Source organism: Nitratiruptor tergarcus DSM 16512 (assembly GCF_027946175.1).
Lineage (GTDB): Bacteria > Campylobacterota > Campylobacteria > Campylobacterales > Nitratiruptoraceae > Nitratiruptor > Nitratiruptor tergarcus.
The window spans coordinates 847,464-870,781 of sequence record NZ_AP026671.1; the positions used below are offsets into that span (position 1 = coordinate 847,464).

The window sequence follows — 23,318 nt, forward strand, 5'->3', positions numbered from 1 at the left end:
CGATAATATAAACAAAATTATATCTTAAAGGGTTTTTATGTCACTTAGTATCGTTATCCTTGCCGCTGGTCAAGGTACGAGAATGAAGAGTAATCTTCCCAAAGTCTTACATAAAATCAGCGGCCGTCCAATGATATGGCATATTGTCAAAGAAGCAAAAAAGATAAGTAATGATATTACTGTTGTTTTATACCATAAAGCCGATATTATTCAAGAGTATTTAGAAAAAGAGTTTGAAAATCTGCACTTCGTCTTGCAAGATCACAAGAACTATCCAGGTACTGGTGGAGCATTGCGAGACATTAGCTTTAAAGGTGACAAAATCCTCGTACTCAATGGCGATATGCCCCTCATTCAAGCAAGTGAATTGGAAAAGTTTACGCAAAGTGATGCTGATATAGTAATGAGTGTCATAGAGCTCGAAAACCCAAGCGGCTATGGACGGGTAAAAATTTGTGATGGTAGCGTGCAAGAGATCATAGAGCAAAAAGATGCAAACGAAGAGGAGCTCGCTATCTGTACTGTCAATGCTGGAGTCTATCTTTTTAAAAAAGAGATCTTAGAAAAGTACCTTCCAAAACTCTCCAATGATAATGCACAACAAGAGTACTACCTCACAGATATCATAGCTATGGCAAGAGCTGATGGACTTACAATTGAGCCCCTCTTTGTCAATGAAGAGAACTTCAAAGGAGTGAACTCCAAAGTAGACTTGGCACATGCAGAAGAGATTATGCAAGATCGCATCAAAAAACATTGGATGCGAGAAGGAGTAATATTTCGCCTGCCTCAAACCTCATATGTAGAAGTCGATGTGGAATTTATGGGTGAGTGTGAGGTAGAAAATGGCTGTGTTTTGCGTGGAAAAACGCTCATCAAAGAGTCGCATATCAAGGCACACTCTGTAGTAGAAGAGAGCCAGATAAGTTACAGTTCTATCGGACCACTTGCACGCATTCGCCCTGGAAGCGTTATCGAAGATACACACATTGGTAACTTCGTAGAAGTCAAAAAGAGTTCACTTAAAGGAGTTAAAGCTGGACATTTGAGCTACCTTGGCGATAGCGAGATTGATGAAGGCACAAATATAGGAGCTGGGACAATTACCTGCAACTATGATGGCAAAGCAAAATATAAAACAAAAATTGGTAAAAATGTTTTTGTAGGGAGTGATACCCAGCTTGTAGCGCCAGTAGTGATAAAAGATGATGTTATCATAGCAGCAGGTACGACTGTGACAAAAGATGTACCGAAAGGAAGCCTTGCTATTAGCCGTACACCACTCAAAATTGTGAAAGATTTCTACTATAAATTTTTTGGGAAAAAAGATGCTTAGTAACAAAAAGATCCTCCTGGGAGTAACAGGCTCTATATCGATATACAAAGCAGTTGAGCTTTTGCGCCTCTTCATTAAAGCTGGGGCAGAAGTAAAAGTTGTCATGACTCTAAGTACAAAAAAGTTTGTCTCCCCTCTTACATTTGAAGCAGCAGGGAGCCAAAAGGTACTATGTGAAGAGAGCGAAGACTGGACAAACCGCAACAACCATATTCATGTAGCACAAGATTATGATATATTTGTCATTGCACCAGCCACTGCCAATACCATCAACAAGCTCTCCAACGGCATTGCAGACAATCTCCTCACGCAAACTGCACTCGCTTTTGATAAGATAAAAATTTTAGCTCCTGCGATGAATACCAATATGTACAAAAATCGTTTCACGGAGGCTAGCTTCAAGCTCTTACGCCTCAATGGCTATAAGATTGTCGAGCCTGTAAGCAAAGAGCTTGCCTGTGGTACAACGGGACTTGGTGCATTGGCTGATGTTGAAGATATTTTCTTTGCAACTGCAAGAGAACTCCTAGCAGATAGCTTCTGGCAAGACCGCTACGCCATTATTACAGGTGGTGGTACGATTGAGCGCATCGATGATGTACGATTCATCTCCAACTTTTCTAGTGGTAAACAGGCTTGCGCACTGGCCACTGCTCTCTATCTCAAAGGAGCTCATGTAGAGCTTATCACTACAAAGCCATGTGAGAATCTTCCAAAAGGTGTAGAGCTCTATGAAGTTGAAAGCGCTCAAGAGATGTACGAGTTTTTACAAGAGCGCATCAAAGTAGCAAAGCGAGGCATTGTCAAAAAACCAGATCTCATCAATGATCTCACACAACCAGAACTTATCCAAAAGACTCCTTACCTCTTCATGGCTGCAGCAGTGAGCGACTATCGGCCAAAATATCCCCAAAGAGGCAAACTCAAAAAAGAGCAGATTGGGCAGGAGTGGTGCTTGGAGCTAGTTAAAAATACCGATATCCTCTCTTCGATTGACAAAGAGGGAATCAAAACGGTTGGCTTTAAAGCAGAAATAGATGAAGAGAGTGCACTACACAATGCCCAAGCTATGCTAGAATCGAAAAATATTGATGCAGTCTGTCTCAATCTCGTCAAAGGTGCTACAAAATTTGGAAGCGATAAAAATCAGATTATCTATATCACCAAAGAAAAAACAATTAAAAGTCCTCTCAAAGAGAAGTTAGACCTGGCTCTCGATATCACTGAGATTGTAAAGGATCTTGATGAATAGAGCACGCCATATTGCTATTATTATGGATGGAAATGGGCGCTGGGCACAAAATAGAGGGCTCAAACGTATCAAAGGACATGAAAAGGGTGCAGAGGTTGTGCGTGAAATTACCACATATTGCGCCAACAACCCAGAGATTGAGATTCTTACACTCTATGCCTTTAGCACTGAAAACTGGAAACGACCGAGAATGGAAGTTGAGTTTTTGATGAAACTCTTAGATAACTGGTTGCAAAAGGAGCTGCCAACATACCAAAAAGAAAACGTCCGCTTTGAAGTAATAGGTGATATCAGTAAATTTTCTCCCAAACTCCAAGAGCGTATAGCTCGTACGAAAGAGCTTACAAAGAACAATACAAAACTTATACAAGTTTTGGCTCTTAATTATGGCGGGCGTGATGAGATAATACGCGCTTGTAAAAAAGCGTGCGCAAGTGGTAAAGAGATAGATGAGAAGAATTTTGAAGAGTTTTTCGATGCAAAACTTGGCGATGTAGATATGCTTATTCGTACCGGAGGAGAGAAGCGGATATCGAACTTTTTGCTCTGGCGTATAGCCTACGCTGAACTCTTTTTCACTGATACATACTGGCCAGATTTTACACCTCAAGAGCTCGATCTACTCATAGCAGAGTTCAAACAACGCAACCGCCGCTTTGGAGGAATTTAGTGGAACAAATTTTTATTATCATTGGCGGCTTCATTTTTGGTTTGTTAATAGGCTCCTTTCTTAATGTGGTTATTTTACGCCTCCCCCAAGGAGAAAGTATCATCTTTCCTGCAAGCCACTGTCCAAAATGTAAAAAAGATCTTAAATGGTGGCATAATATCCCCCTTGTTTCATGGCTCCTCTTAAGAGGAAAATGCTACTACTGCAAAGAGCCTATAAGTCTCCAGTATCCTCTCATTGAGCTGCTAACAGGTGGTATATTTGCATTAGTTTTAGCCTTCAAAGGTTTAAGCATTTATAGTGTTGTAGCAGCTTTTGTTTTTGCGCTGCTTTTAGCACTTTCAGCAATAGATTTGCGCTATAAAGCTGTCCCTGATAGCATTAATCTCCTAGCTGCCCTCTTAGCGCTATGGAGCTCTCCTGAGATTTTAGATAATCTTCAAAATGCTCTTTTAGTCGCTGGTGGACTAAGTATGCTCCGCTTTGTTGTGAGTTACTATGTAAGTAAAAAAGAGGAGATACATCTTCAAAAAAGACTCCAACAAACTCCATGGCTGCAAGAGTTCTATCCCAAATATATCATGATAGAGGCAATGGGAGAAGGGGATATTATTGTAGGATTCACTATAGGTGCAATGGTGGGATTAAAGCTCTCACTTGTTACTCTTTTCATTGCAGCGCTTATTGCTCTTCCTGCATCTATCTACTCACGCGTGAGTAAAAATCATAAAGAGTTACCATTTATACCTTTTCTGGCTGTTGGACTCTTTTTGACGTATCTCTTTAGCCAAGAGATTTTGGAGTGGCTGGATGCGTATACTCTCTAGATATATAAACGACCAATTTTTCTCTTCCACTATTGCATTTTTTGTACCACTTTTTGGTATAGCTTCTTTGATATTTTTTATCAAACTTGTATCTATCACTGCTCTTTTACAACTCTCATTTTTTGAGCTCATTAAGCTCTATATATTTACATTTCCCCAAATTCTCTTTTTTACACTCCCTGTAGTCTTTTTTGCAGCCAGTGTAGCGATGATGCATAGACTCAGTTTTGAATATGAGATGGTGGCGCTCTTTTCTCTTGCCATAAGTCCTTATCAAATTATTAAGCATTTAGGCAAACTTGCAGCTATTTTATCACTTTTTATGCTCATCTTTTCTCTTATTTTGATGCCACAAGCCAAGCAGCTCTTCAAAGGCTTCATCGTTTATAAACGGGCACAAGCAAAACTCAATATTAAACCAAGTGAGTTTGGACATAAGTTTGGAGATTGGTATCTTTTTATTGGCAACAAAGAAAAAGACATTTATCACAATGTTACTCTTTACAATCACAACTTTGAAGGAAGGGAAAATTTCATTCTAGCTCAAAATGCACATCTTTTTAACGAAAAGGATGGCCTTGCTCTACTGCTTCACAACGGAAACGCCTATAGCTATGAAAAAAATGAGCTTAAAGAGATCCATTTTGAAAAGATGAAAATATATGATACGGGCACAGGAAAAATTTTTCACTACACCAATCCTTTTGACTACTGGCTTATATCTTTAAAAAGCAAAAAAAGAGCTTTTGATTTTACACTTTTTGTACTCTTTAGCCTCTTTCCGCTCTTTTCGCTCTTTTATGCAGGGATTCTTGGAATTGGCAATCCCCGCTTTGAGCGTAAAGGAGTATTCATAGCTACACTTGGAATTATGGCGCTCTTTTTTGGTATTGCATTTGCTTTAGCTAAAGCATTTACTTTTTATGCTCTACTTTTTTTGCCTCTCTGGCTTGGTATAGGAGCACTCCTTTTTCATAAACTCATAGCAAAGAGGTATTAATGCGTATCAAAGCTGTTGTAGCATATGATGGCAGTAGATTTATGGGATATCAGTGCCAAAAACATACCACCAACACAATATCCTCACATCTCTACCATGCCCTCAAAAAAGTTGGCATTGAGAGTAAAGTAGTTGGAAGTGGTCGAACAGATAGAGGTGTCCATGCAACTGGACAGGTAATCCATTTTGACATACCCTCTTACTGGAGCGATCTTACAAAACTCCAAACATACCTCAACAGACACCTTGCTCCTTACATAAAGATACGCACTTTGCAACAAGTAGATCAAAATTTTCATGCACGCTATAGTGCTAAAAGAAGAGCTTATCGCTATGTACTCTCACAAAAGCCTCTCACTCCATTTACTGCAGCATACAAGCATTATCATCAGATATCTCATAAATCCATCCTCATAGAAGCGCTCAAACTCTTCGAAGGTGAACACGATTTTCGCTTTTTTATGAAAACAGGCAGTGATACAAAAAGTAATATCCGCACTATTTATAAAGCTACTCTCTATAAACACAAAGATGATATAGTCTTTTATATTGAAGCTAACGGCTTTTTACGTGCGCAAATTCGCATGATGGTCGATTTTTTACTCAAAATCGACCAGGATTTTCTCTCTCTTTGGCAGCTTAAAATACAATTAGAGGCAAAGGAGCGTTTCAGTACCTCCCTCGCTCCTCCATCTGGCCTCTATCTGTGCAGAGTCATTTATTAAAAGAAAACTGCACTCATATAGCCCACTACAGCACTTTCATCACCACTCGCATCAGCACTAGTGCGATAATCTAATATGCGTGAAGAAAGCTGCATATTTTTTGCAGCCAAAATAATTGCTTCAAGCCCTATCTTACCACAAGCTTCACACCCATTATGAAGCTCTTGCACATCAAGATCGTGTACTGCTTTGAGGCAATGCATATCAAGTACTTCTGCTTGCTTCAAAGGATAGTAGTGACTCAAATCTGTGCTTATCACAATGACATTATCTGGATCGCTTAAAACTGCTTCACAAACTTTAGCCAAAACTTGTGGATCGATATCAGCATAGACAAACTCTACTACTTTCACATCTGGCATATAGTGTTGAATAAATGGCATCTGTGTTTCTGTACTGTGCTCTGCATGTGCCTGAGGTACGAAGCTTAAATCAAAGAGCTCTATGAGATGCTGAGTGTAAGCTTTATCTATTTGCAATTCTCCACAAGGTGTCTCATACGAATCATAGAGTGCTCCACTCATTCCATCAAAATAGATTCTATGACTCGGCCCAATAACAACAACTCTTTTTGGTTTGGCATTGGGCAAAAGTTTATGAGCTACATTTGCTGTAAAACCACTATATACATATCCAGCATGGGGAGCAACTATCGCTCGAGGACGCAATGAAAAAATATCCGAATCTCTCAAAGCCCTATCTAAAATAGAATTAAACTGTGCAATCATCGCTTCTATCTGTCCGCACTCTGCTGGATAGAATGCTCCAGCAACACTTGCCTCTCTTTTCATTATTTACCTCCAATTGTGTATAATTGCATCTATATTTGCGAAAGGTATAGATGAACCTTAAAAACTTTCTCTTTATAATATTGATTATAACATTTTATAGAGCTTTTATTTTGTTACATTCAAATCTCGATCTCTATGTAGATGAGGCTTACTATTGGGGATGGAGTAAAGATCTCGCTTTTGGATACTACTCCAAACCTCCTATGATAGCATGGGTTATTGCACTCTTTACACATCTGTGCGGAGATAGCCAATTTTGTATCAAACTCCCTGCACTTCTGCTTTATCCTGTAACATCTATTTTTGTCTACCTCATTGCAAAAGAGCTTTTTGATAAAAAAGTTGCTTTTTGGAGTGGTGTAGTCTTTATTACTCTCCCAGCAGTATCAATGAGCTCACTCATTATCTCTACTGATGTGGTCTTGCTTCTCTTTTGGAGTATGACGCTTTACTTTTTTATTAAAGCTATAAAGACCAATAAAACCCTCTACTGGACTCTTGCTGCCATAAGTGCCGGAGCGGGACTTCTTAGCAAATATACAATGATCCTCTTTGTTTTAAGCGTCTTTTTATACCTCTTTCTCGATCCCCGCTATAAAAAGCATCTTTTCAATCCAAAACTCTATCTCACTATCATTGGTGCGGCACTTCTTTATTTTCCAAATCTTATATGGAATATGGAGCATCAATATATTACATTTGTGCATACAAAAAATCTCAGTGGAATAGAAAAAAACTCCCACTTCCACTTTCAAAAAGTTTTTGAGTTTCTCGCAGCTCAGTTTCTCGTCTTTGGCCCGGTATTTTTCGCAACATTTTTATATATGCTCAAATTTATAACAAAAAAGCGCTATACCCTTCTTTTTTGTTTCTCTTTGCCCTTTATTTTCATTATCACTCTACAAGCTTTTCTCTCTAAAGCACTAGCGAACTGGGCTGCTCCTACCTATGTAGCTGCCACTATCTTGGTCACAGCATATCTCATACACCATAGAAGAATACTTTATACAGGCATCATCATCAATCTCTTACTCGCCTTCATTTTATATCATTACCATGATATTACAAAAGCACTCCATATTGAACTAACATCCAAAACAGATCCTTACAAAAGAGTCCTTGGATATAAAGAACTGGCCAAAAAACTGCAACCTATCATCGCAAAATATCCTGGTACAAAACTTCTTTTTGATGATCGTACCACCATGGCAGAGATGATCTACTATCTCAAACCTCATCCCTTTGATGCAATCATGTTTAATCCACAACAAACTATTGGAAGCCAATATCATCTAACTACAGATCTCAATAATCATCTTTCTCAAAACTTTCTTTATATCACAAAAAAAGACGCCACTGAAGCAGCAAAATATTTTACAAAAGTTACAAAAGTAGCAACTATTACTATACCTCTCTATAAAGATTATAGCCGCCACTACAATGTTTACTATTTAGAGAATTTTAAAGGCTACTAGTGAGAGTCCTACTTATCCTCTTAACGGCTTTAGCTATTTGTTTTTTCTTTTATCTCTATCCACAAATCGATTTGGTAGTAAGTAGTTTTTTTTACCATAACGGGTTCTATCTCAAAGATACAATTTTTGCAAAAATTATCTATAAACTGACAATTATCATTCTAGCAATTTTTGGAATAGGCACTCTTGGACTCCTTCTATTTGAAATTGTGACAAAAAAAGAGATTATCAAAAAGAAAATTCTTATTTATCTACTTCTTTCACTACTCCTTGGTCCTGGCCTTTTAGTCAATGTTGTTTTCAAGAACCATTTTGGCAGAGCAAGACCTTCACAAATTCACTATTTTGGCGGTTCAAAAAAGTTCACACCAGCTGGCGTTATAACTCATGAGTGCAAGAAAAATTGCTCTTTTACTAGTGGACATGCTGCTGCAGCTTTTTACTTTTTAGCTCTTGTTCCCCTCTTTCGCTCAAAAAAACGCTATTTGGTTGCTCTTTTGGCATTGCTATGGGGAAGTATTGTAGGATTTGTTAGAATAATACAGGGAGGTCATTTCTTAAGTGACGTTGTATGCAGCGCTGTTGCAGTCTTTGGAGTCTCATATATTGTATATATTTTAATGTTTGAAAGGAAAAATAATGAAGCTATCGGTAGTAATACCAGTAATGAATGAAGAGGATAATATTGAACCACTTTTTAAGGCTTTACGTGAAGCTCTTGAAGGGCTTGATTATGAGATTATTTTCGTAGATGATGGATCGACTGATAATACGGTGCAAAGAATCAAAGAGCTAGCAGATGAGCGTACTAAGCTCCTGATTTTTAGCCGCAACTTTGGCCAAAGTCTTGCTATGGCTGCTGGGATTGACGCAGCAACAGGAGATGTGATAGCTACAATTGATGGTGATTTGCAAAACGATCCAAGAGATATCCCTTTAATGCTTGAAAAGATGGAAAAAGAGGGGTGGGATGTGGTTGCAGGTGTGCGAGCAAATCGTCAAGATGGCTTGGTTTTACGCAAAATTCCTAGTAAAATCGCCAACTGGATCATCCGCAAAAGTACAGGAGTATATCTGCAAGACTATGGCTGCACGTTGAAACTCTTTAAAAAAGATGTGGCAAAAAATCTTGGACTCTATGGAGAACTTCACCGCTTCATACCAGTGCTAGCAAAACTTTATGGTGCAAAAATGACAGAGATGAATGTACGTCACCATCCGCGCATTCATGGGCAGAGCAAATATGGCATTGGCAGAACCTTCAAGGTAATAAGTGATCTTCTTCTCATGCTCTTTTTCCAAAAGTATGGCACAAAACCGATGCACCTTTTTGGGACACTGGGATTTATCTCTTTTGGAATTGGAGCACTCATAGATCTCTATCTTTTTATTCTCAAGCTCTTTGGCAAAGATATTGGAGGAAGACCCCTCCTTATCCTTGGAGTCATGCTCACCCTTGTAGGTATTCAGCTTATTACCACTGGATTTCTTGCTGAAATTATGATGCGTACCTACTATGAATCACAAAATAAAAAGCCCTATGTTGTTAAAGAGATCTACCAAGGGCAGAAGTGAAAAAACTCAAAACCTTCATCAAGATAGCGCTCTCTCTCGCGCTATTGCTCTTTGTCTTTTCACAAATCGATACAAAAAAGCTGATCCAGATCATTCAAAGGAGCGATCCTCTCTGGCTCGTTGTAGCTTTTGTGCTCTTTAACCTCTCAAAAATCATCAGCTCAGTGCGCCTCAACTACTACTTTAAAGATATTGGTGTAAATCTTAGCCAACTTGAGGCTCTACGACTCTACTATGTGGGAATGTTTTACAATATCTTTTTGCCAGGAGGCATAGGGGGCGATGGGTATAAGATATATCTTTTACAAACGCACCACAAATGTGGCTACAAAAATCTTGTAGCAGCCACACTCCTTGATCGCCTCAGTGGTCTTGTAGCACTTCTGTTTTTAGCTGCTCTTCTTTGGCTGGGAAGCAGTTTTGCAAAGTTTTCTGAACTACTTAACTTCTCAGCAATTGCAACAGCACTCTTAGCCTATCCCGTTTTTCTCATTCTTCATAAAAAGCTCTTTGCAAAATTTATGACATATATCGTTGCTACTACTTTTTTAGGATTACTTGTGCAGCTCTTGCAAGTTGCAAGTGCTTATGCTATTCTTAAAGCGCTTCATGTGGAGAGCGAAATGGTAGATTACTTGACACTCTTTTTGATCTCAAGCATTGTAGCAGTTTTGCCTCTAACTATTGGTGGGGTGGGAGCGAGGGAGTTTACATTTCTCTATGGACTCAAAATTATAGGCAAAGAGCCCTCAACAGGAATTGCTATGAGCTTTCTCTTCTTTCTCATTACACTTATCTCCAGTGCAATTGGCATACTCTTTATCCATAAACCACTAAGAAAAGTACCCTAACCTTTCCAAAATATATAATACGCCACCCATAAGAGAAAGTACAAACAGTACAAAGAAAAATATCTTTATCCAGCTATAGGATCTCTCCCCTACTACATCGCCACTTTGCCCATTGACAAAGTAGTTGTACTCTTTGCCTTTAAATTTAACGCTAAAGTGGTAAATTGGTACAAGAATGTAGCTCATCTCTTCATTATAAAAGTGTGGAGTGTAAGAGATAATTTGCTGTGTATCGCCTCCGATATCTTGCTTGATAGCTCTGCGAATGGCACTATGGAGTGAAGTGTGTGCTAGTATAGTAGCCTCTTTACTGCCTATATCAAACTCTTTAGTTTCTATACCGCTAAGACATTTTTTATCTACGCTACTACAAGAAGTCAGATCAAATTGCAGTTCTCTTAGCATACTGCTAGCAAATTTATATCCACCAACTGAGATATTATAAAATTGTTGATTGACAATTCCACTTGCTGGATACCACCTGGTTCTACGCTCTTGCACCTGCGCAGGTTTTCCATTGATATAGCGTGTCTTCGTAATATAGTAGTACTCTCCACGTCTACCTTTATACTCTGTGCTCACATCCATATTAAAAAGCCAAAGAGGATAGTAGTAAGGTTGAATCTCTTTATGCTTGCGATAATCTTTTATAAAATCATCTGGGGCAAACCATAAAGAGCGAATATGTTTTTTTATTCGCCTCTTTGCCTCTTTTGCACACATTGTAAAAGGAATGAGACTATAGGGTTGGAGTGCGTTGATAAACTCTCCAATAAGTGCAGTCTCGCAATAGGGACAAAGTGTGGCTACACTATCTGTAGAAAAGCTAGCTCCACAACTGATACAATGATACTCTTTTGCTTCACTCTTTGGCTCTACTTGATAGACTGGAACATAGCGCGGCATAGCGGGTTGCAAAGAAACCTGCTCTTCATAGCCACAATATGCACAAGATAATTTTTCACACTCGCATCTCAAATCTGCCCCACAGGAGGGACAAACAAGCTTTTTAACCTTAATTTTCATCTAATGGTGGAGGAGTCTTTTTGAATAGATCTTTTACTGCTTCACCTGCCTTTTGCCACTGCTCCATGCCCTCTTGCCACAGCAGTGTATCTGGCTTTACTTCACCCAGCACTATCATCTTTTGCAATGCATCTTTGCTCAAAGGGCCAATAAGCTTATTCTCAATAGCAACGTAATAGTACTCTTGTGGCAATGGTGAAGGAGTTATTTTTTTATCCTCAAACATCTCTTTTGCTGCATAGAGCCCTGCACCTAGTCCTACCATATCTGCAGCACTTCCGCCCTTTTCTAATCCTTGAGCACTCTTATACTTGAGATACTCATTCATATCACCAAGAATTGTTTGCGCCCCCTTAGCATCAAGTGCCTCTTGCAGATCTTTTGGAAGTGATATACTTTGTAAAAGAATTTTTTCTAACGATACTCCATACTCATCAAAATATGGCTGCAAAAGCTCTTTAATCTTCTCTCCAAGGGCATCATAGTGCTTTGCCAATTCAAAGATAGAGATGCCACTCTTTGCAAGAACTATCGGAAGTTTTGCAATGATGAGATTTCCCAAAAACTTCTCTATCTCTTCAGTTGTAAAGTTTCCATCTGTACTCGAGAGCTCTCGTAAAATCTTGGCTGGATCAGTAATGCGAATCTCGTAGGTTCCATAAGCTTTGAGACGAACAGGACCAAGTTCTGGATCATTTACAATAATTGGTGTTTTGGTACCAAACTTGAGGTCCCCAAAGCGCTTAGTACTTACAAAGTAGACCTCAGCTTTAAAAGGAGATGTAAACCCATGATCCCAGTGCTGCAAATCTGTCAAAATTGGCAAGTTTTTAGTCTCAAGCTCCCACGTTCCAGGTCCTAATACTTCTGCAATTTGCCCCTCATTGACAAAAACCGCTTTTTGCCCGGGTCTGACAATAAGCTTTGCTCCATATTTAATCTCATTTTCATGTCTTGGAAAGCGATAGACTATCGTATCGCCACTATCATCAAACCACTCTATAACATCGATAAACTGCCCACGAAGCCAATCAAAGAGTCCCATTATCAGCCTCTTTTTTCTTCTTCATCTCTATAAGAGCACTTTTGAGTTCGCTCTCTAACTTTTGTAGCTCTTTTGCAGCAAGCTCACGCTGCTTTTTGCCCTCATCAGCTATTTGCATCGATTCATGGAGCGTCTCTATAAGAGTTTTATTTGCCTTTTTGATGCTTTCAATATCAAAGACACCTCTCTCTACCTGCTCTTTGACCTCTTTGTTTGCCATCTTTAGTGCTTCGGCATTTTTTTCTAAAAGCTCGTTAGTAAGGTCTGCTGATGCTTTGAGAGATTTTGCAGCTCCTCTACTGCGATAGACTGTAACAACTTGTGCAAGCTGATTGCGCCAAAGAGGAATGGTATTAACAAGAGTTGAAGTAATCTTGTTGATAAGTGCTTTGTCATTTTCTTGAATAAGTCTGATACTTGGAAGTGCTTGCATAGCAACTTGGCGAGAGAGTTTGAGATCGTGCACTCTTCTTTCTAACTCATCGCGAAACTCTTTTATCTCACGCAGATTTTGCGCATCGATAAGTTCTCCCTCTTTTGCCTTTTTTTCAAACTCTGGAATGATTTTTTCATCAAGTTCTTTAATCTTCTCTTCTCCAGCTTTGATATAGAGCTCAAGTTTTCTAAAATAGTCTAAATTTGCTTCATAAAGCTTCTCGAGCGCAACCATATCTTGCATGAGTTTGGCTTTATGCTTTTCAAGATCATTTGCAATAAGCTCTATTTGGTCTTTTACCTCCTCATACTGCTGCAACGTCTCTACAATTGGTGACGTAAAGCCAAGGAGTTTTTTCCACCATGGAAGCTCCTTGTCTTTGAGATTCTCTACATTAAAACCACGAAGAGTCAGCACCATCTTATTAAGAGTCTCTCCAGCCTCTTCAAGATCTCTGTTTTTCACACCTTCAATCATAGCACTTGAAATTTCATCAAGTTTCTCCTGCGCTTCTACACCAAATGTAATCACCGCATTGCGGTTAGTAAAATCAAGACTTTTTTTAAGGTCTTCAATTATCTTTTGCTCACTCTCTTCTAAAGGTGGTAAGATTGCAGAATCTTGCTTGACAATTTCATGCTCAATTTTTTCTTTGATATCTTTTTGCATCTCTTATCCTTTATTCGTTTATCTGCAGATTTAGTGTATCCATCTTGATATCAAGCTCTGTAGCCCCTTTTTTCTCAATTTTTCTTAGCTCTTTATCAAAACGCTTTTGCACATCTTCAAGAAGTTGATAGAGCTCTTGTTTTTTCTCTTGCGTTAAAGACTCTTGGACTTTAATGTAAGACTCAGTAACTTCAAAAAGCCCGTTGATATAAACAACGAGAAATTTTCGTAGCTCTCTTACAAAATAGGGCTTCTTCTCAACCTCAGCTATTATCTTTCTTGCTTTTTTGATAGTTGCATTAACCCTCTTTCTGAGATCTTCATTTTTAATTTTAGCTGTTTGTTCTTCTATTGCAGCTAATTGCTCTTTTGCTTCATTAATTGTTTGTAGTGCCACTTTGTAACCCACATCTTTGGTATCTGGAATCTTATCTTCTCTTGGATCGAGCCCATACCAGAGCACATATCCAGCAAATGCAATAAGTGCTAAAAAGAGCGAGTGCAAAAATGTTCGATTGGATATTACAAATGAGGTATAAAAAACAGCAACTGCTAAACTAAGGGCTCCAAGAAGTTTATAAGGTACCTTTGGGGCTTGGGCAAATGTAGCCTGATTGTATGCAAACTCTTGTGCAAATCCTCTTTTACTCAAATACAAAGCTGCAAAAAAGAGCAAAAAAGAGAGAAGATTAAGGATAAATTTCTTCATATCTACCATAACAACAGCAGCAACAATTGCTATAAGAGGAGGAATGACAAATAGATAGAGTAAGAAACCTATAGTTTTTGTATTCTTGACAAGTTTTCTGTTATAGCGTTTTGCCAAAGGCATACTATCTCTTTAGTAGGTAAATGAGTGGATACCAGCTTACAAATCCGGCACTAAAGAGCAAAAAGAAAAAGCCTAAAAATTTTTTTATAAAATTAACCATAAATGACCTCTCCATTTTTTATCACATTGACAACACTTCCTTGTAATATTTTGTTAGTATATAAAGATGGGACTGTTACTTTTGTTGTAGCTTCAGGATCAAAAATAATAAAATCTGCGCTATAACCCTCTTCTATTTTTCCTACTTTCTCATCCACAAAACATCCAGGATTTGTAGCTGTAAGTTCTACAAGTTTTGAAAAAGAGATTATATTTTGCTTCACCAATCTATCGTAAAGGAGAGGAAGATAATAGCCTAATGCATCTATACCAAAACTTGCATCATCAAAGCTTACGTCTTTATTAACAAAGGATTTTGGAGAATGCAAAGAGGTCAGAAGATCAATTTTGCCCTCTTGCAGTGCTTGAATGAGTTGTTGTCTTTGCTCTTCATTCCTAAGAGGTGGTGATAATTTTGCAAAAGTGTTATATTCTTCACAAGCTTCGTCACTAAAAAGAAGATGATGAATAGAGACCTCTGCATACGCATATCTACTTTTTGCTATAAGTTCTAGTCCTCTTGGAGTTGAAACACTTTTAAAAAGTACCGGCACTTTGTAAAAGTTGGCAAATTCCAAAACTTTAGCAATCTCACTTATCTCTTCAAGCTCACTTATTCCTCCAAGTCCTAGGCGAAATGAGACTTCAGATTCATTCATCACACCAACATCGCGAAATACACTATTTTTTGGCTCTATATGTAAAACGACACCTCGCATCTTTGCATATTCAAAAACTCTCGCTAGAAGGTACTCATTGATATCAGAAGGAGTAAAAATTGATAATGCCCCCTTTTTGAGCAGAATCGCCAATTCACTCAAACTATTCTCATCTCGCAATGCCATGACAAGAGGGTAGATAGTCACTTGAACATCTTGAGATTTTACAAACTCTAGTGTTATCTCATCACTAATAGGAGGCTGGAGATCTGCTATGAGGGCAATTGTTGTTACCCCTCCTTTTTTTGCATTGCAAGAAAGCCTTACAAAATTATCACTATTAATTTTATCATCAAGAGTACGTACATGCAGGTCAATTAATCCTGGTAAGAGATACTTTCCCTCAATATCCAAAATTTCATGCCCTACAATTTCAGTGTCAATGCGGGTAATAAGTCCATCTTCCACCAATACATCAGCCATAAAAATATTATCAAAATTGACAATTTTTGCATTCTTAATGACCATAATCTGCCTTTATCTCTTTGAGTTTGTCTAAAAAGACTTTTGCTGTTGCTCCTCCTACAAGAGGTGGCTCAAATGGTTTACCATTAGGACGTAAGAAATAAAAAGTAGGAGTCCCATAAGCTTTGAATCCAAGTTTTTTCGCTTCACTCAGATCGATTTTTACTGGAATAAAATTGTACTCTACAAAATCCACAAGTTCATCATTTTCAAATGCTACATCATCCATATATTCACAGGTTGGACATCCCTTTTGGCTTATCATAATCATAATAGGTTTATTGAGCTTTTTAGCCATTGCAAGGGCTTTATTATAAGTAACCCAATCAAAATCTGCTGCTACTGCCAAGAGCACAAAAGATATAAGCAGAACAATCTTTTTCATCTATTATCCTTTAAAGCTTGATCTAAAATCTGCAAAAACTCCTCTGGACTCTTATATCCAATTATACGCAAACCTCTTTTCTCTTTTCCATTGCTATCAAAAAAGAGTATTGCTGGAGGTCCATAGAGTCCAAATTTTTTCAAAAACTCTTTATCACTTGGAGAGTTATCAGTTACATCGAGGCGTAATGTCAAAAACTGCTCCATTTTTTGCTGTACTTTTGGATCGGAAAAAGTATTATGCTCAAGCTCTTTGCAACTGGCACACCACTTAGCCGTTATATCTAAAAGCACAGGTTTTTTTGCACTTTTTACAATCTTTTCAAACTCTTGATAATCTTTTACCTCTTCAAAGAGCTCTTTTTTTTCAATATTTTGTAAAGGAGCTTTACTAGCACTTAAGTTAGCAAGGGGCTTTATTAATGATGTTGCCCCGCTAAAAGCTCCAATCATGAGTATAACACCATAAATAAAAATAATTATACCAACACTCTTTTTGAAATAGATAAACCAGTGAGCACCTGGCTCAATTCCCTCTAACGCACGCAAATAGACAGCACTTCCAATAAATAGCGCTGCCCAAAGTAGCATCGTTACTTGTGCAGGGAGAATGCGATCTAGCATCCATATTGCAACTCCAAGCATTACGACACCAAATACTCTTGAGACAGCTTCCATCCAGCCACCAGGCTTTGGCATAAATTTCCCTGCACCTGTTCCAATTAATAGCAGAGGCATCCCCATCCCAAGGCTCATGGCAAAAAGTGCTAATCCGCCAAGCACCGCATCTCCAGTTTGTCCTATATAAATAAGCGCTCCAGCAAGTGGCGGTGCCACACAAGGCCCTACAATGAGAGCAGACAAAAATCCCATGATTGCTACGCCAATAATCCCACCTTTGCTCCCTGCTTCATCGCTCGTTTTAGTAAGTTTTGTCTGCCAAGAGGCTGGCAGGCCTATTTCATAAAACCCAAACATACTCATAGCAAGTGCCACAAAGATAAGTGCAAAGAGTGTAATGACCACAGGATTTTGCAGTGCACTTTGTAAATTTGCACCAAAGAGTCCTGCTAAAACTCCTGCAACTGTATAAGTCACACTCATTGCAAGAACATAGACGAAAGAATAGAAAAAGGCTTTTTTGGTATTCATATTTTTCGCACCAACAATCAAAGAAGAGAGAATAGGAATCATAGGAAAGACGCAAGGAGTCAACGCCAAAAGAAGTCCAAATCCAAAAAAGGTTAAAAGAACGATCCCTAGTGATTCGTGTTTAAGTGTAGCAGCAATTGACTCCTCTTCAGAGAGCTTGGGTTTGGAGGTCTTTTGCGCCCTCTTACTCTTTTGGACAAACTCATACACCTTTTTTTGAGGAGGATAGCAGATTCCTATCTCATTACACCCTTGATACTCTAAAACTACTTTTTGCTTCCCGCTTTTAGGGACATCTACTATAAAGTTCAGCTGCTTTTGATAGACCTCTTCACCATGGAGCTTTTGTGCAGGAGGAAGTTTAAGATCTACTTTTTTACCATTAATAAAAAGCTTTATCTCTTTTTTATAGAGATACGTTTTTGGAGCCATTGTAATATTTACTTCAAGTATACCATTGTGAAGTGCAACAGAAGGTTTATAAGCCTTTTCTACAGGAACTATATCCACAGAACCTTGCTGCACAAAACCAAATCCAAACAGATTGAAACAAAAAAACAAAATTGCTACTAACCAACGCATCCCATAACCTCCAAACTAATTAATAAAACTTGCCATATTTTAACGAAAAAGTGTTTATTATTTGTGCAAAAGCAAAAAAGGCAAACAGATGGCAAATAGATTAGAAAAAGAGCAATCACCCTACCTCCAGCAACACAAAAATAATCCTGTAGATTGGTATCCTTGGGGAGAGGAGGCTTTTAAAAAAGCAAAAGAGGAGAATAAACCGATATTTCTCTCAATTGGTTATAGCAGCTGCCACTGGTGTCATGTGATGGAAAAAGAGGTTTTCGAAAATGAAGAGGCAGCAAAATATCTCAATGAGCATTTTGTGAGTATCAAAGTTGATAGAGAGGAGCGTCCAGATATAGATAAATACTATCAAGAGGTACATCAACTGCTCAATCAACGTCCAGGAGGTTGGCCCCTCAGTATCTTTATGACACCAGACAAAGAGCCAATCTTTGCTGCTACCTATATTCCATTGGAGCCAAAATATGGAATGCCAGGTTTTATCCAGCTTCTCAAAAATATTGTCACTGCCTTGCAAAAAGATCCCCAAGAGATAAAAAAACAGGGACGCGAACTTCTCAGCTATCTCAAACCACAAAATCCTACAAAAGCTGTTAAATTTGATGAAAAAATAGCAGATATTTTTGTAGAGGCAACAAAAAAGTTTTTTGATCCTCAACATGGAGGTTTTGGACATAAACCAAAATTTCCTCATACCTCTACAATCAACACACTGCTTGATATCTATCGTTTAAATGAAAATAAAGATGCTTTACATATGGCAGAGGTCTCACTGCAAAATATGGCAAAGGGAGGCCTACGAGATCTTGTAGATGGAGGATTTTGCAGATATAGCGTAGATGAAAAATGGCTTGTACCTCATTTTGAAAAGATGGCTTATGATAATGCACTTTTGATGGAGAGTTATCTCAAAGCCTATACTACTACAAAAAATGAACTCTACAAAGACATAGCCTTTGAAATAGCCGATTTTATTAGCGAATATATGAGCCAAAAGGGACTCTTTTATAGTGCAAGTGATGCAGATAGTGAAGGAGAAGAGGGGAAATATTTCGTTTATGATTATGATGAAGTAGTCAAAAAACTCGAAATTGATGGCTTTAGCCCAGAAGAGATCCAAACAGTCTTGCAAAAACTTGGCATCACAAAAGCTGGTAATTTTGAGGGGAAAAATATCGTTCGCGTTGATGATCTTCAGCTCTGTGAAACAAGTAAAAAAGCCCTCAAATCCCTCAAAGATCTGCGAAAAAGCAGATGCTATCCATTTATCGATAAAAAAATAATCACTAGCTGGAACGCAATGATGATTAAATCTCTTTACATGGCTGCAAGAATTGAAAGTAGATATTTTGAAATTGCAGAAGAGTCACTCCAACAGCTTTTGCAAAAAATGTATATAGATGAGCATCTCTACCATGCTGCATTAATTAATAAAAAACCTACTATCAAAGCATTTTTAGAAGATTATGCATATCTGGCTACAGCCCTTCTAGAAGCTTATAAAACTACACTGAATGAAGAGTACCTTGCACGGGCAAATCTGCTTGTCAATGATGCTCTTACAGAGTTTTTTGATAATGGTAGGTGGTATTTTAGTAAAGGAGAGATCTGGACTGAAGCAGAGCATACTGATACATCCTATCCAAGCAGCGCAGCAGTAATGGTAGAAGCAATGCTTACATTAGGCAGCCTTCTTGATGAGAAATATATAAAATTTAGTTTTGATACAATTGAATTTTATAGTGAAAAGATCTACAAGTACGCTACATGGAGTGCAAAATTTATTGAAGATGTTTTGCGTTTTATCTATCAAGATAAAATCATAAAAGCAGATGCACAGAACCTGGCTGCATGCAACGAAATCGATTTTGCTAAATACCCTTTTACTCTTTTAAAAAGTGAAGAGATTGAAGGGTATATGCTCTGTAATCGTAGTGCTTGTTTTTTACATACAAATGACTGTCAAGAGATTATAAAGGCTTTGAATGCGTGAAATAGCTATTTTTGGTGGTGGATGCTTTTGGTGTATGGAAGCGGTATTTCAAAGAGTAATCGGCTTAGAAAAAGTCATTAGTGGCTATGCAGGCTGTAGGCGAAAAAATCCTACATATGAGCAGGTATGTACGGGAACTACCAAATGTGCAGAGGTAGTGAAAATCGAATTTGATCCCAAAAAAATCAGCTATGAAGAGCTTTTACATATTTTCTTCGCTGTACATGATCCAACACAGCTCAATCGCCAAGGAGCCGATGTAGGAACACAATATAGAAGCGTCATTTTTCCCCAAACCTCCGAGCAAGAAGCAACCGCAAAGGAGATTATTGAAAAACTTAATCCCCAATTTAATAACAATATCGTAACAACAATTGAACATGGAGAGTTTTACGAAGCTGAGGAGTATCATCAAAATTACTACAATACCCATCCTTATCAAGGGTATTGCCAAGTAGTCATTGCTCCAAAATTGGAAAAATTCAAAAAGATGTTTCAAAAGTATCTGAATGAGTAAGTTGGCATTCCTCCTCGTTCTTCTTTTTTTAGTAACTTTATATAAACTCTATAAAGATTACGAAGGAAATAAAGTCAAATTTGCCACAGATTTTTCTCTTTTGATTGCGCTTTTGATATTTACAGGATTTACCAAGTATATGCGGGTATACTTGCCTCTCTTGGTTATGCATACTATATTGGTATTGCTAGCATGGGGGAATTACTATTTATATCTTTTTGGCAAAATGCAAAAACTTTGGTTTATTTTTGCCCCGATACTCTCCATCGGGGCATTTTTTTTACTTGGGTATACTGTCAGTTCTTTTTAATAAGGAAACTCTTCTGCTACTGTAAAAGTACACTCTGGTGTAACTTCTTCATAGCCACTTTGGATACGATATGTCTGTCCTCCTTCTTCTACCTCCTCATAAGTCGGCTCTGGATAAATACACATTCTCACTTTACCATTGCCGTCTGTTTTTTGTATAACCATTCTCCCATAATCTGTAAAAGTTACACAAGGCAAAGAGAGAGGCGTAAAATAGTAATCTCTAATTTTATCCATTTTACATTTTACTGCAAATCTTGAATATTGCAGATGTTTGTTAATCTTTTCAAAATTTATCTGTACAATCTGTGAACATGGAGAGGTGCTACATTTGAGTAGTTGTGGTTGTGCTAATTTTATACCAGTCAAAGTCCTTTTAAAACTATTTCCCTCTCTTTTTATACCTTCTCCAACATAAACTCCTATAAAAATATCTTTACCAGCAAAAAAGGTTGGATAAAAGAGTTTTATCTGCACTTGTTGATTTTTTATGATATATTTTCCATATTTATGATCAAGGAAAATGGTAGCTATAGTATCTTTAACCGGATTGAATCTTTGTTCATTTCCTATAACAAAGGAAAGTCCACTCTCATGGAAATTGTAGTATTGTCGAAGATAGAGCTTTCCACCGATCGTGTCTATAATATCCCAATTGCCAAGATAAGTGGCACTATTTTTCTTAAAATTAGGAAGTATGAGCAATCTATCATCATTTGGCACAGCGACATCTAAATCATAGCGAGAGCTTTGAAAGAATGTGTATCCAAGACTCTGGTTACCTTCCAAAATTCCACTATTTGGCTCATTATCAAGCCCATCATAATAGATAAAGGGGTTTTCTTCATCAAAATCATAAGAGAAAAAGTTTTTATAGTAATATTCATTATCTATTTTGGGATTGATCGCTGTTACATGCAAGATTTGCCCTTCGTATGATGGATCTTTAATTTTTATGGTATATGTATCGATAAAAAAGCCTGTACTTTCATTATATTCAGTTCCAGCATATTCTAAGCCTATTTTATTGTCGTATGTATAATCTACATTAGTAGAAATGAATTTTGTCAATGTTTTTCCATTCTGCAAATTTACCGTAACTTTAAAAGTTGCTAATCCTCTTTTTTTACCCATCACAAAGAAAAAGCCGTGACTTTGTATATACGAAGTTGGAACAAAGTAACTTTTCACTTCACTTCCATTCATATCAATACATACTGCATTTGGCGATGTCGCATTTATTTCAATACTTTTAATCTCTTCAGGAAGAATATAGTCGTTAGTAGAGGGTGAAAGAATAGTATAATTGAGATAATCAGCTTTATTAATTATAAGATTATCATGATCAAAAGAGAGTAACAGTTCATAACTTACATTTGGCAATTGTGAAACATTAATAAAAAATTCTCTACTTATCTCTTGTGTCTTTTCTCCATTTTTTATTGCAACTTTTATTTTTATAGGGACATTATCAGACCTTTCAAAACTTCTCAAAACTATTTTTCCATCTGCTTGTGGAGAAGATATAGTATATTCATTGTGCAACGTGCCATTAGAATCTTCTATTTTAACAACTAACCCATTATATGATTTAATAAAGAGAGATTGAAGATACTGCTCCTCTATCTCGTTACCATATTTATCAACTATTTGATAAATAATCTCTTTTTTATCATTTGTTTTCAAAAGAAAATTTCTATCTTTTGTCAAAATCAATATTTTATATAGATTTGCTAATATTTCTTCTTTTTTTTGCTCTATATTAATAGTAAATACCTCTTTTATCTCTTGTACAATACCGCTGCTATTTTTTATTTTTGCATCTATCTCAATCTTTCCATCACCTGTTCGTTCAAATGCTTGTAGTACAATCTGGCCAAATGAGCTCTTTAGACCATCTATTTCGCTTACTGTCTTTCCATCTTTCTCTAATGCAAGTATTGTCCCATCTAGTGTCCTTACTACAACCTCTTCAATACTCCTATTAGATATCTGCCCATTTCTATTTTTGATCGTATATACAAAGCTCTTCTTACCCGCTGTCACAATCGTATTGTTTCCATCTCGTGAAACAAATGTTATACTGTAACTTTCTGTTGATACTGGCTTTTTATTGAGCAAGGTTATAGATTTAATTTTTTCTTCTTTCTTTCCACTATATGTTTTTCCATTGACTGTAACTATATTTTCTATAATTTTTTTTGCTGAAAAATTTATTTGATTAACTATACACTCATTTTGTAATGTAGCAGTAAAAGAGATATTTTCCATATCGTTTATAAGTGTATTATTTTGTAATGATATTTCTTGAATATTACAATTTGGTGCTACAAGCACTATATTAGAGATATAGAAATTCTTTTTCACACTATTTGTATTTATTGATTTATTTTGTCCGATATTCACACGACACTTAATATGTGTTGGATCAATGTAGTAAAAATAATTTGTATTAATCGCTATAGAAGTATTCTCTTTTATAACATCGATATTTTGTGACATACCTTGAGGAGTGCTAATAGAGAGAATAGTAGCAAAAAACATTGATAAAGTTGCAGCAATACTTTTAAACATTT

At 37.3% G+C, this 23,318-nt stretch carries 21 protein-coding genes; 12 read left to right on the plus strand and 9 right to left on the minus strand.

Annotation, left to right across the window (positions count from 1 at the left end):
* The first annotated feature begins 37 nt into the window (after positions 1-37).
* Genes glmU through truA form a run of 6 tightly spaced genes read left to right on the plus strand, consistent with a single transcriptional unit; the run spans position 38 to position 5,810 of the window.
* Positions 38-1,336 (plus strand): bifunctional UDP-N-acetylglucosamine diphosphorylase/glucosamine-1-phosphate N-acetyltransferase GlmU, encoded by a 1,299-nt coding sequence (gene glmU, locus NITER_RS04525; protein WP_084275669.1) that lies wholly within the window; start codon positions 38-40, stop codon positions 1,334-1,336.
* Complete coding sequence (gene coaBC, locus NITER_RS04530) at positions 1,329-2,588, plus strand: bifunctional phosphopantothenoylcysteine decarboxylase/phosphopantothenate--cysteine ligase CoaBC (RefSeq protein WP_084276587.1); 1,260 nt, start codon at positions 1,329-1,331, stop codon at positions 2,586-2,588. Before glmU ends, coaBC begins: the two co-directional genes overlap by 8 nt.
* Complete coding sequence (uppS, locus tag NITER_RS04535; protein WP_084275668.1) at positions 2,581-3,258, plus strand: polyprenyl diphosphate synthase; 678 nt, start codon at positions 2,581-2,583, stop codon at positions 3,256-3,258. Before coaBC ends, uppS begins: the two co-directional genes overlap by 8 nt.
* The gene (locus NITER_RS04540) at positions 3,258-4,085 is read left to right on the plus strand and encodes a prepilin peptidase (RefSeq protein ID WP_084275667.1); all 828 of its coding nucleotides are present in this window, start codon (positions 3,258-3,260) and stop codon (positions 4,083-4,085) included. The genes uppS and NITER_RS04540 overlap by 1 nt, the downstream gene beginning before the upstream one ends.
* Positions 4,069-5,085, plus strand: coding sequence for an LptF/LptG family permease (locus NITER_RS04545; protein WP_084275666.1), 1,017 nt, complete (start codon positions 4,069-4,071; stop codon positions 5,083-5,085). The genes NITER_RS04540 and NITER_RS04545 overlap by 17 nt, the downstream gene beginning before the upstream one ends.
* Positions 5,085-5,810: a tRNA pseudouridine(38-40) synthase TruA gene (truA, locus tag NITER_RS04550; RefSeq protein ID WP_084275665.1), complete on the plus strand. Its 726-nt coding sequence runs from the start codon at positions 5,085-5,087 to the stop codon at positions 5,808-5,810. The genes NITER_RS04545 and truA overlap by 1 nt, the downstream gene beginning before the upstream one ends.
* Here truA and amrB read toward each other — a convergent pair.
* Complete coding sequence (gene amrB / locus NITER_RS04555) at positions 5,807-6,601, minus strand: AmmeMemoRadiSam system protein B (protein WP_084275664.1); 795 nt, start codon at positions 6,599-6,601, stop codon at positions 5,807-5,809. The two genes, truA and amrB, sit on opposite strands and share 4 nt — an antisense overlap.
* Positions 6,602-6,651: 50 nt before the next feature.
* On the opposite strand from amrB, the gene NITER_RS04560 reads away from it, so the two are divergent.
* From NITER_RS04560 to NITER_RS04575, 4 genes are read left to right on the plus strand one after another with little or no spacing between them, the layout of a single operon-like run.
* Complete coding sequence (locus tag NITER_RS04560) at positions 6,652-8,076, plus strand: ArnT family glycosyltransferase (protein WP_084275663.1); 1,425 nt, start codon at positions 6,652-6,654, stop codon at positions 8,074-8,076.
* Complete coding sequence (locus NITER_RS04565; protein ID WP_084275662.1) at positions 8,076-8,750, plus strand: phosphatase PAP2 family protein; 675 nt, start codon at positions 8,076-8,078, stop codon at positions 8,748-8,750. The genes NITER_RS04560 and NITER_RS04565 overlap by 1 nt, the downstream gene beginning before the upstream one ends.
* A complete protein-coding gene (locus tag NITER_RS04570) occupies positions 8,716-9,651 on the plus strand; it encodes a glycosyltransferase family 2 protein (RefSeq protein ID WP_084275661.1) in 936 nt (311 codons plus the stop codon). Before NITER_RS04565 ends, NITER_RS04570 begins: the two co-directional genes overlap by 35 nt.
* Positions 9,648-10,502, plus strand: a complete 855-nt coding sequence (locus NITER_RS04575) for a lysylphosphatidylglycerol synthase transmembrane domain-containing protein (protein WP_084275660.1) — start codon at positions 9,648-9,650, stop codon at positions 10,500-10,502. Before NITER_RS04570 ends, NITER_RS04575 begins: the two co-directional genes overlap by 4 nt.
* Here NITER_RS04575 and NITER_RS04580 read toward each other — a convergent pair.
* The 7 genes from NITER_RS04580 to dsbD all read right to left on the minus strand — a co-directional run bounded on the left by NITER_RS04580 (position 10,485) and on the right by dsbD (position 17,911).
* Complete coding sequence (locus NITER_RS04580) at positions 10,485-11,480, minus strand: hypothetical protein (RefSeq protein WP_143779639.1); 996 nt, start codon at positions 11,478-11,480, stop codon at positions 10,485-10,487. The genes NITER_RS04575 and NITER_RS04580 overlap by 18 nt on opposite strands.
* Before the next feature lie 37 nt (positions 11,481-11,517).
* Positions 11,518-12,573, minus strand: a complete 1,056-nt coding sequence (locus NITER_RS04585; RefSeq protein ID WP_084275658.1) for an SPFH domain-containing protein — start codon at positions 12,571-12,573, stop codon at positions 11,518-11,520.
* Complete coding sequence (locus tag NITER_RS04590; RefSeq protein WP_084275657.1) at positions 12,560-13,678, minus strand: toxic anion resistance protein; 1,119 nt, start codon at positions 13,676-13,678, stop codon at positions 12,560-12,562. The genes NITER_RS04585 and NITER_RS04590 overlap by 14 nt, the downstream gene beginning before the upstream one ends.
* Before the next feature lie 10 nt (positions 13,679-13,688).
* Entirely contained in the window at positions 13,689-14,510 is an 822-nt protein-coding gene (locus NITER_RS04595) for a 5-bromo-4-chloroindolyl phosphate hydrolysis family protein (RefSeq protein ID WP_084275656.1), read from the minus strand.
* Positions 14,511-14,602: 92 nt separating this feature from the next.
* Positions 14,603-15,796, minus strand: a complete 1,194-nt coding sequence (locus tag NITER_RS04600) for an amidohydrolase family protein (protein ID WP_084275655.1) — start codon at positions 15,794-15,796, stop codon at positions 14,603-14,605.
* Positions 15,786-16,178, minus strand: coding sequence for a thioredoxin family protein (locus NITER_RS04605; RefSeq protein WP_084275654.1), 393 nt, complete (start codon positions 16,176-16,178; stop codon positions 15,786-15,788). The genes NITER_RS04600 and NITER_RS04605 overlap by 11 nt, the downstream gene beginning before the upstream one ends.
* Complete coding sequence (dsbD, locus tag NITER_RS04610) at positions 16,175-17,911, minus strand: protein-disulfide reductase DsbD (protein ID WP_084275653.1); 1,737 nt, start codon at positions 17,909-17,911, stop codon at positions 16,175-16,177. The genes NITER_RS04605 and dsbD overlap by 4 nt, the downstream gene beginning before the upstream one ends.
* Before the next feature lie 88 nt (positions 17,912-17,999).
* Here dsbD and NITER_RS04615 point away from each other — a divergent pair, with 88 nt between their 5' ends.
* Both NITER_RS04615 and msrA read left to right on the plus strand, forming a co-directional pair.
* The gene (locus NITER_RS04615) at positions 18,000-19,916 is read left to right on the plus strand and encodes a thioredoxin domain-containing protein (protein ID WP_084275652.1); all 1,917 of its coding nucleotides are present in this window, start codon (positions 18,000-18,002) and stop codon (positions 19,914-19,916) included.
* Positions 19,909-20,433 (plus strand): peptide-methionine (S)-S-oxide reductase MsrA, encoded by a 525-nt coding sequence (gene msrA / locus NITER_RS04620; RefSeq protein ID WP_084275651.1) that lies wholly within the window; start codon positions 19,909-19,911, stop codon positions 20,431-20,433. Before NITER_RS04615 ends, msrA begins: the two co-directional genes overlap by 8 nt.
* 306 nt (positions 20,434-20,739) lie before the next feature.
* On the opposite strand, the gene NITER_RS04625 is transcribed toward msrA, so the two are convergent.
* Positions 20,740-23,316, minus strand: a complete 2,577-nt coding sequence (locus tag NITER_RS04625; RefSeq protein WP_084275649.1) for a hypothetical protein — start codon at positions 23,314-23,316, stop codon at positions 20,740-20,742.
* Positions 23,317-23,318: the final 2 nt, after the last annotated feature.

What these genes read in the sequence shown, in the direction of transcription:
- NITER_RS04615 (WP_084275652.1), top strand. Translation starts at nt 18,000, where the DNA reads ATGGCAAATAGATTAGAAAAAGAGCAATCACCCTACCTCCAGCAACAC.
- uppS (WP_084275668.1), top strand. Translation starts at nt 2,581, where the DNA reads ATGAATAGAGCACGCCATATTGCTATTATTATGGATGGAAATGGGCGC.
- NITER_RS04600 (WP_084275655.1), bottom strand. Translation starts at nt 15,796, where the DNA reads ATGGTCATTAAGAATGCAAAAATTGTCAATTTTGATAATATTTTTATG.
- coaBC (WP_084276587.1), top strand. Translation starts at nt 1,329, where the DNA reads ATGCTTAGTAACAAAAAGATCCTCCTGGGAGTAACAGGCTCTATATCG.
- amrB (WP_084275664.1), bottom strand. Translation starts at nt 6,601, where the DNA reads ATGAAAAGAGAGGCAAGTGTTGCTGGAGCATTCTATCCAGCAGAGTGC.
- NITER_RS04605 (WP_084275654.1), bottom strand. Translation starts at nt 16,178, where the DNA reads ATGAAAAAGATTGTTCTGCTTATATCTTTTGTGCTCTTGGCAGTAGCA.
- glmU (WP_084275669.1), top strand. Translation starts at nt 38, where the DNA reads ATGTCACTTAGTATCGTTATCCTTGCCGCTGGTCAAGGTACGAGAATG.
- NITER_RS04560 (WP_084275663.1), top strand. Translation starts at nt 6,652, where the DNA reads ATGAACCTTAAAAACTTTCTCTTTATAATATTGATTATAACATTTTAT.
- NITER_RS04590 (WP_084275657.1), bottom strand. Translation starts at nt 13,678, where the DNA reads ATGCAAAAAGATATCAAAGAAAAAATTGAGCATGAAATTGTCAAGCAA.
- NITER_RS04570 (WP_084275661.1), top strand. Translation starts at nt 8,716, where the DNA reads ATGAAGCTATCGGTAGTAATACCAGTAATGAATGAAGAGGATAATATT.
- dsbD (WP_084275653.1), bottom strand. Translation starts at nt 17,911, where the DNA reads ATGCGTTGGTTAGTAGCAATTTTGTTTTTTTGTTTCAATCTGTTTGGA.
- NITER_RS04545 (WP_084275666.1), top strand. Translation starts at nt 4,069, where the DNA reads ATGCGTATACTCTCTAGATATATAAACGACCAATTTTTCTCTTCCACT.
- truA (WP_084275665.1), top strand. Translation starts at nt 5,085, where the DNA reads ATGCGTATCAAAGCTGTTGTAGCATATGATGGCAGTAGATTTATGGGA.
- NITER_RS04595 (WP_084275656.1), bottom strand. Translation starts at nt 14,510, where the DNA reads ATGCCTTTGGCAAAACGCTATAACAGAAAACTTGTCAAGAATACAAAA.
- msrA (WP_084275651.1), top strand. Translation starts at nt 19,909, where the DNA reads ATGCGTGAAATAGCTATTTTTGGTGGTGGATGCTTTTGGTGTATGGAA.
- NITER_RS04585 (WP_084275658.1), bottom strand. Translation starts at nt 12,573, where the DNA reads ATGGGACTCTTTGATTGGCTTCGTGGGCAGTTTATCGATGTTATAGAG.
- NITER_RS04625 (WP_084275649.1), bottom strand. Translation starts at nt 23,316, where the DNA reads ATGTTTAAAAGTATTGCTGCAACTTTATCAATGTTTTTTGCTACTATT.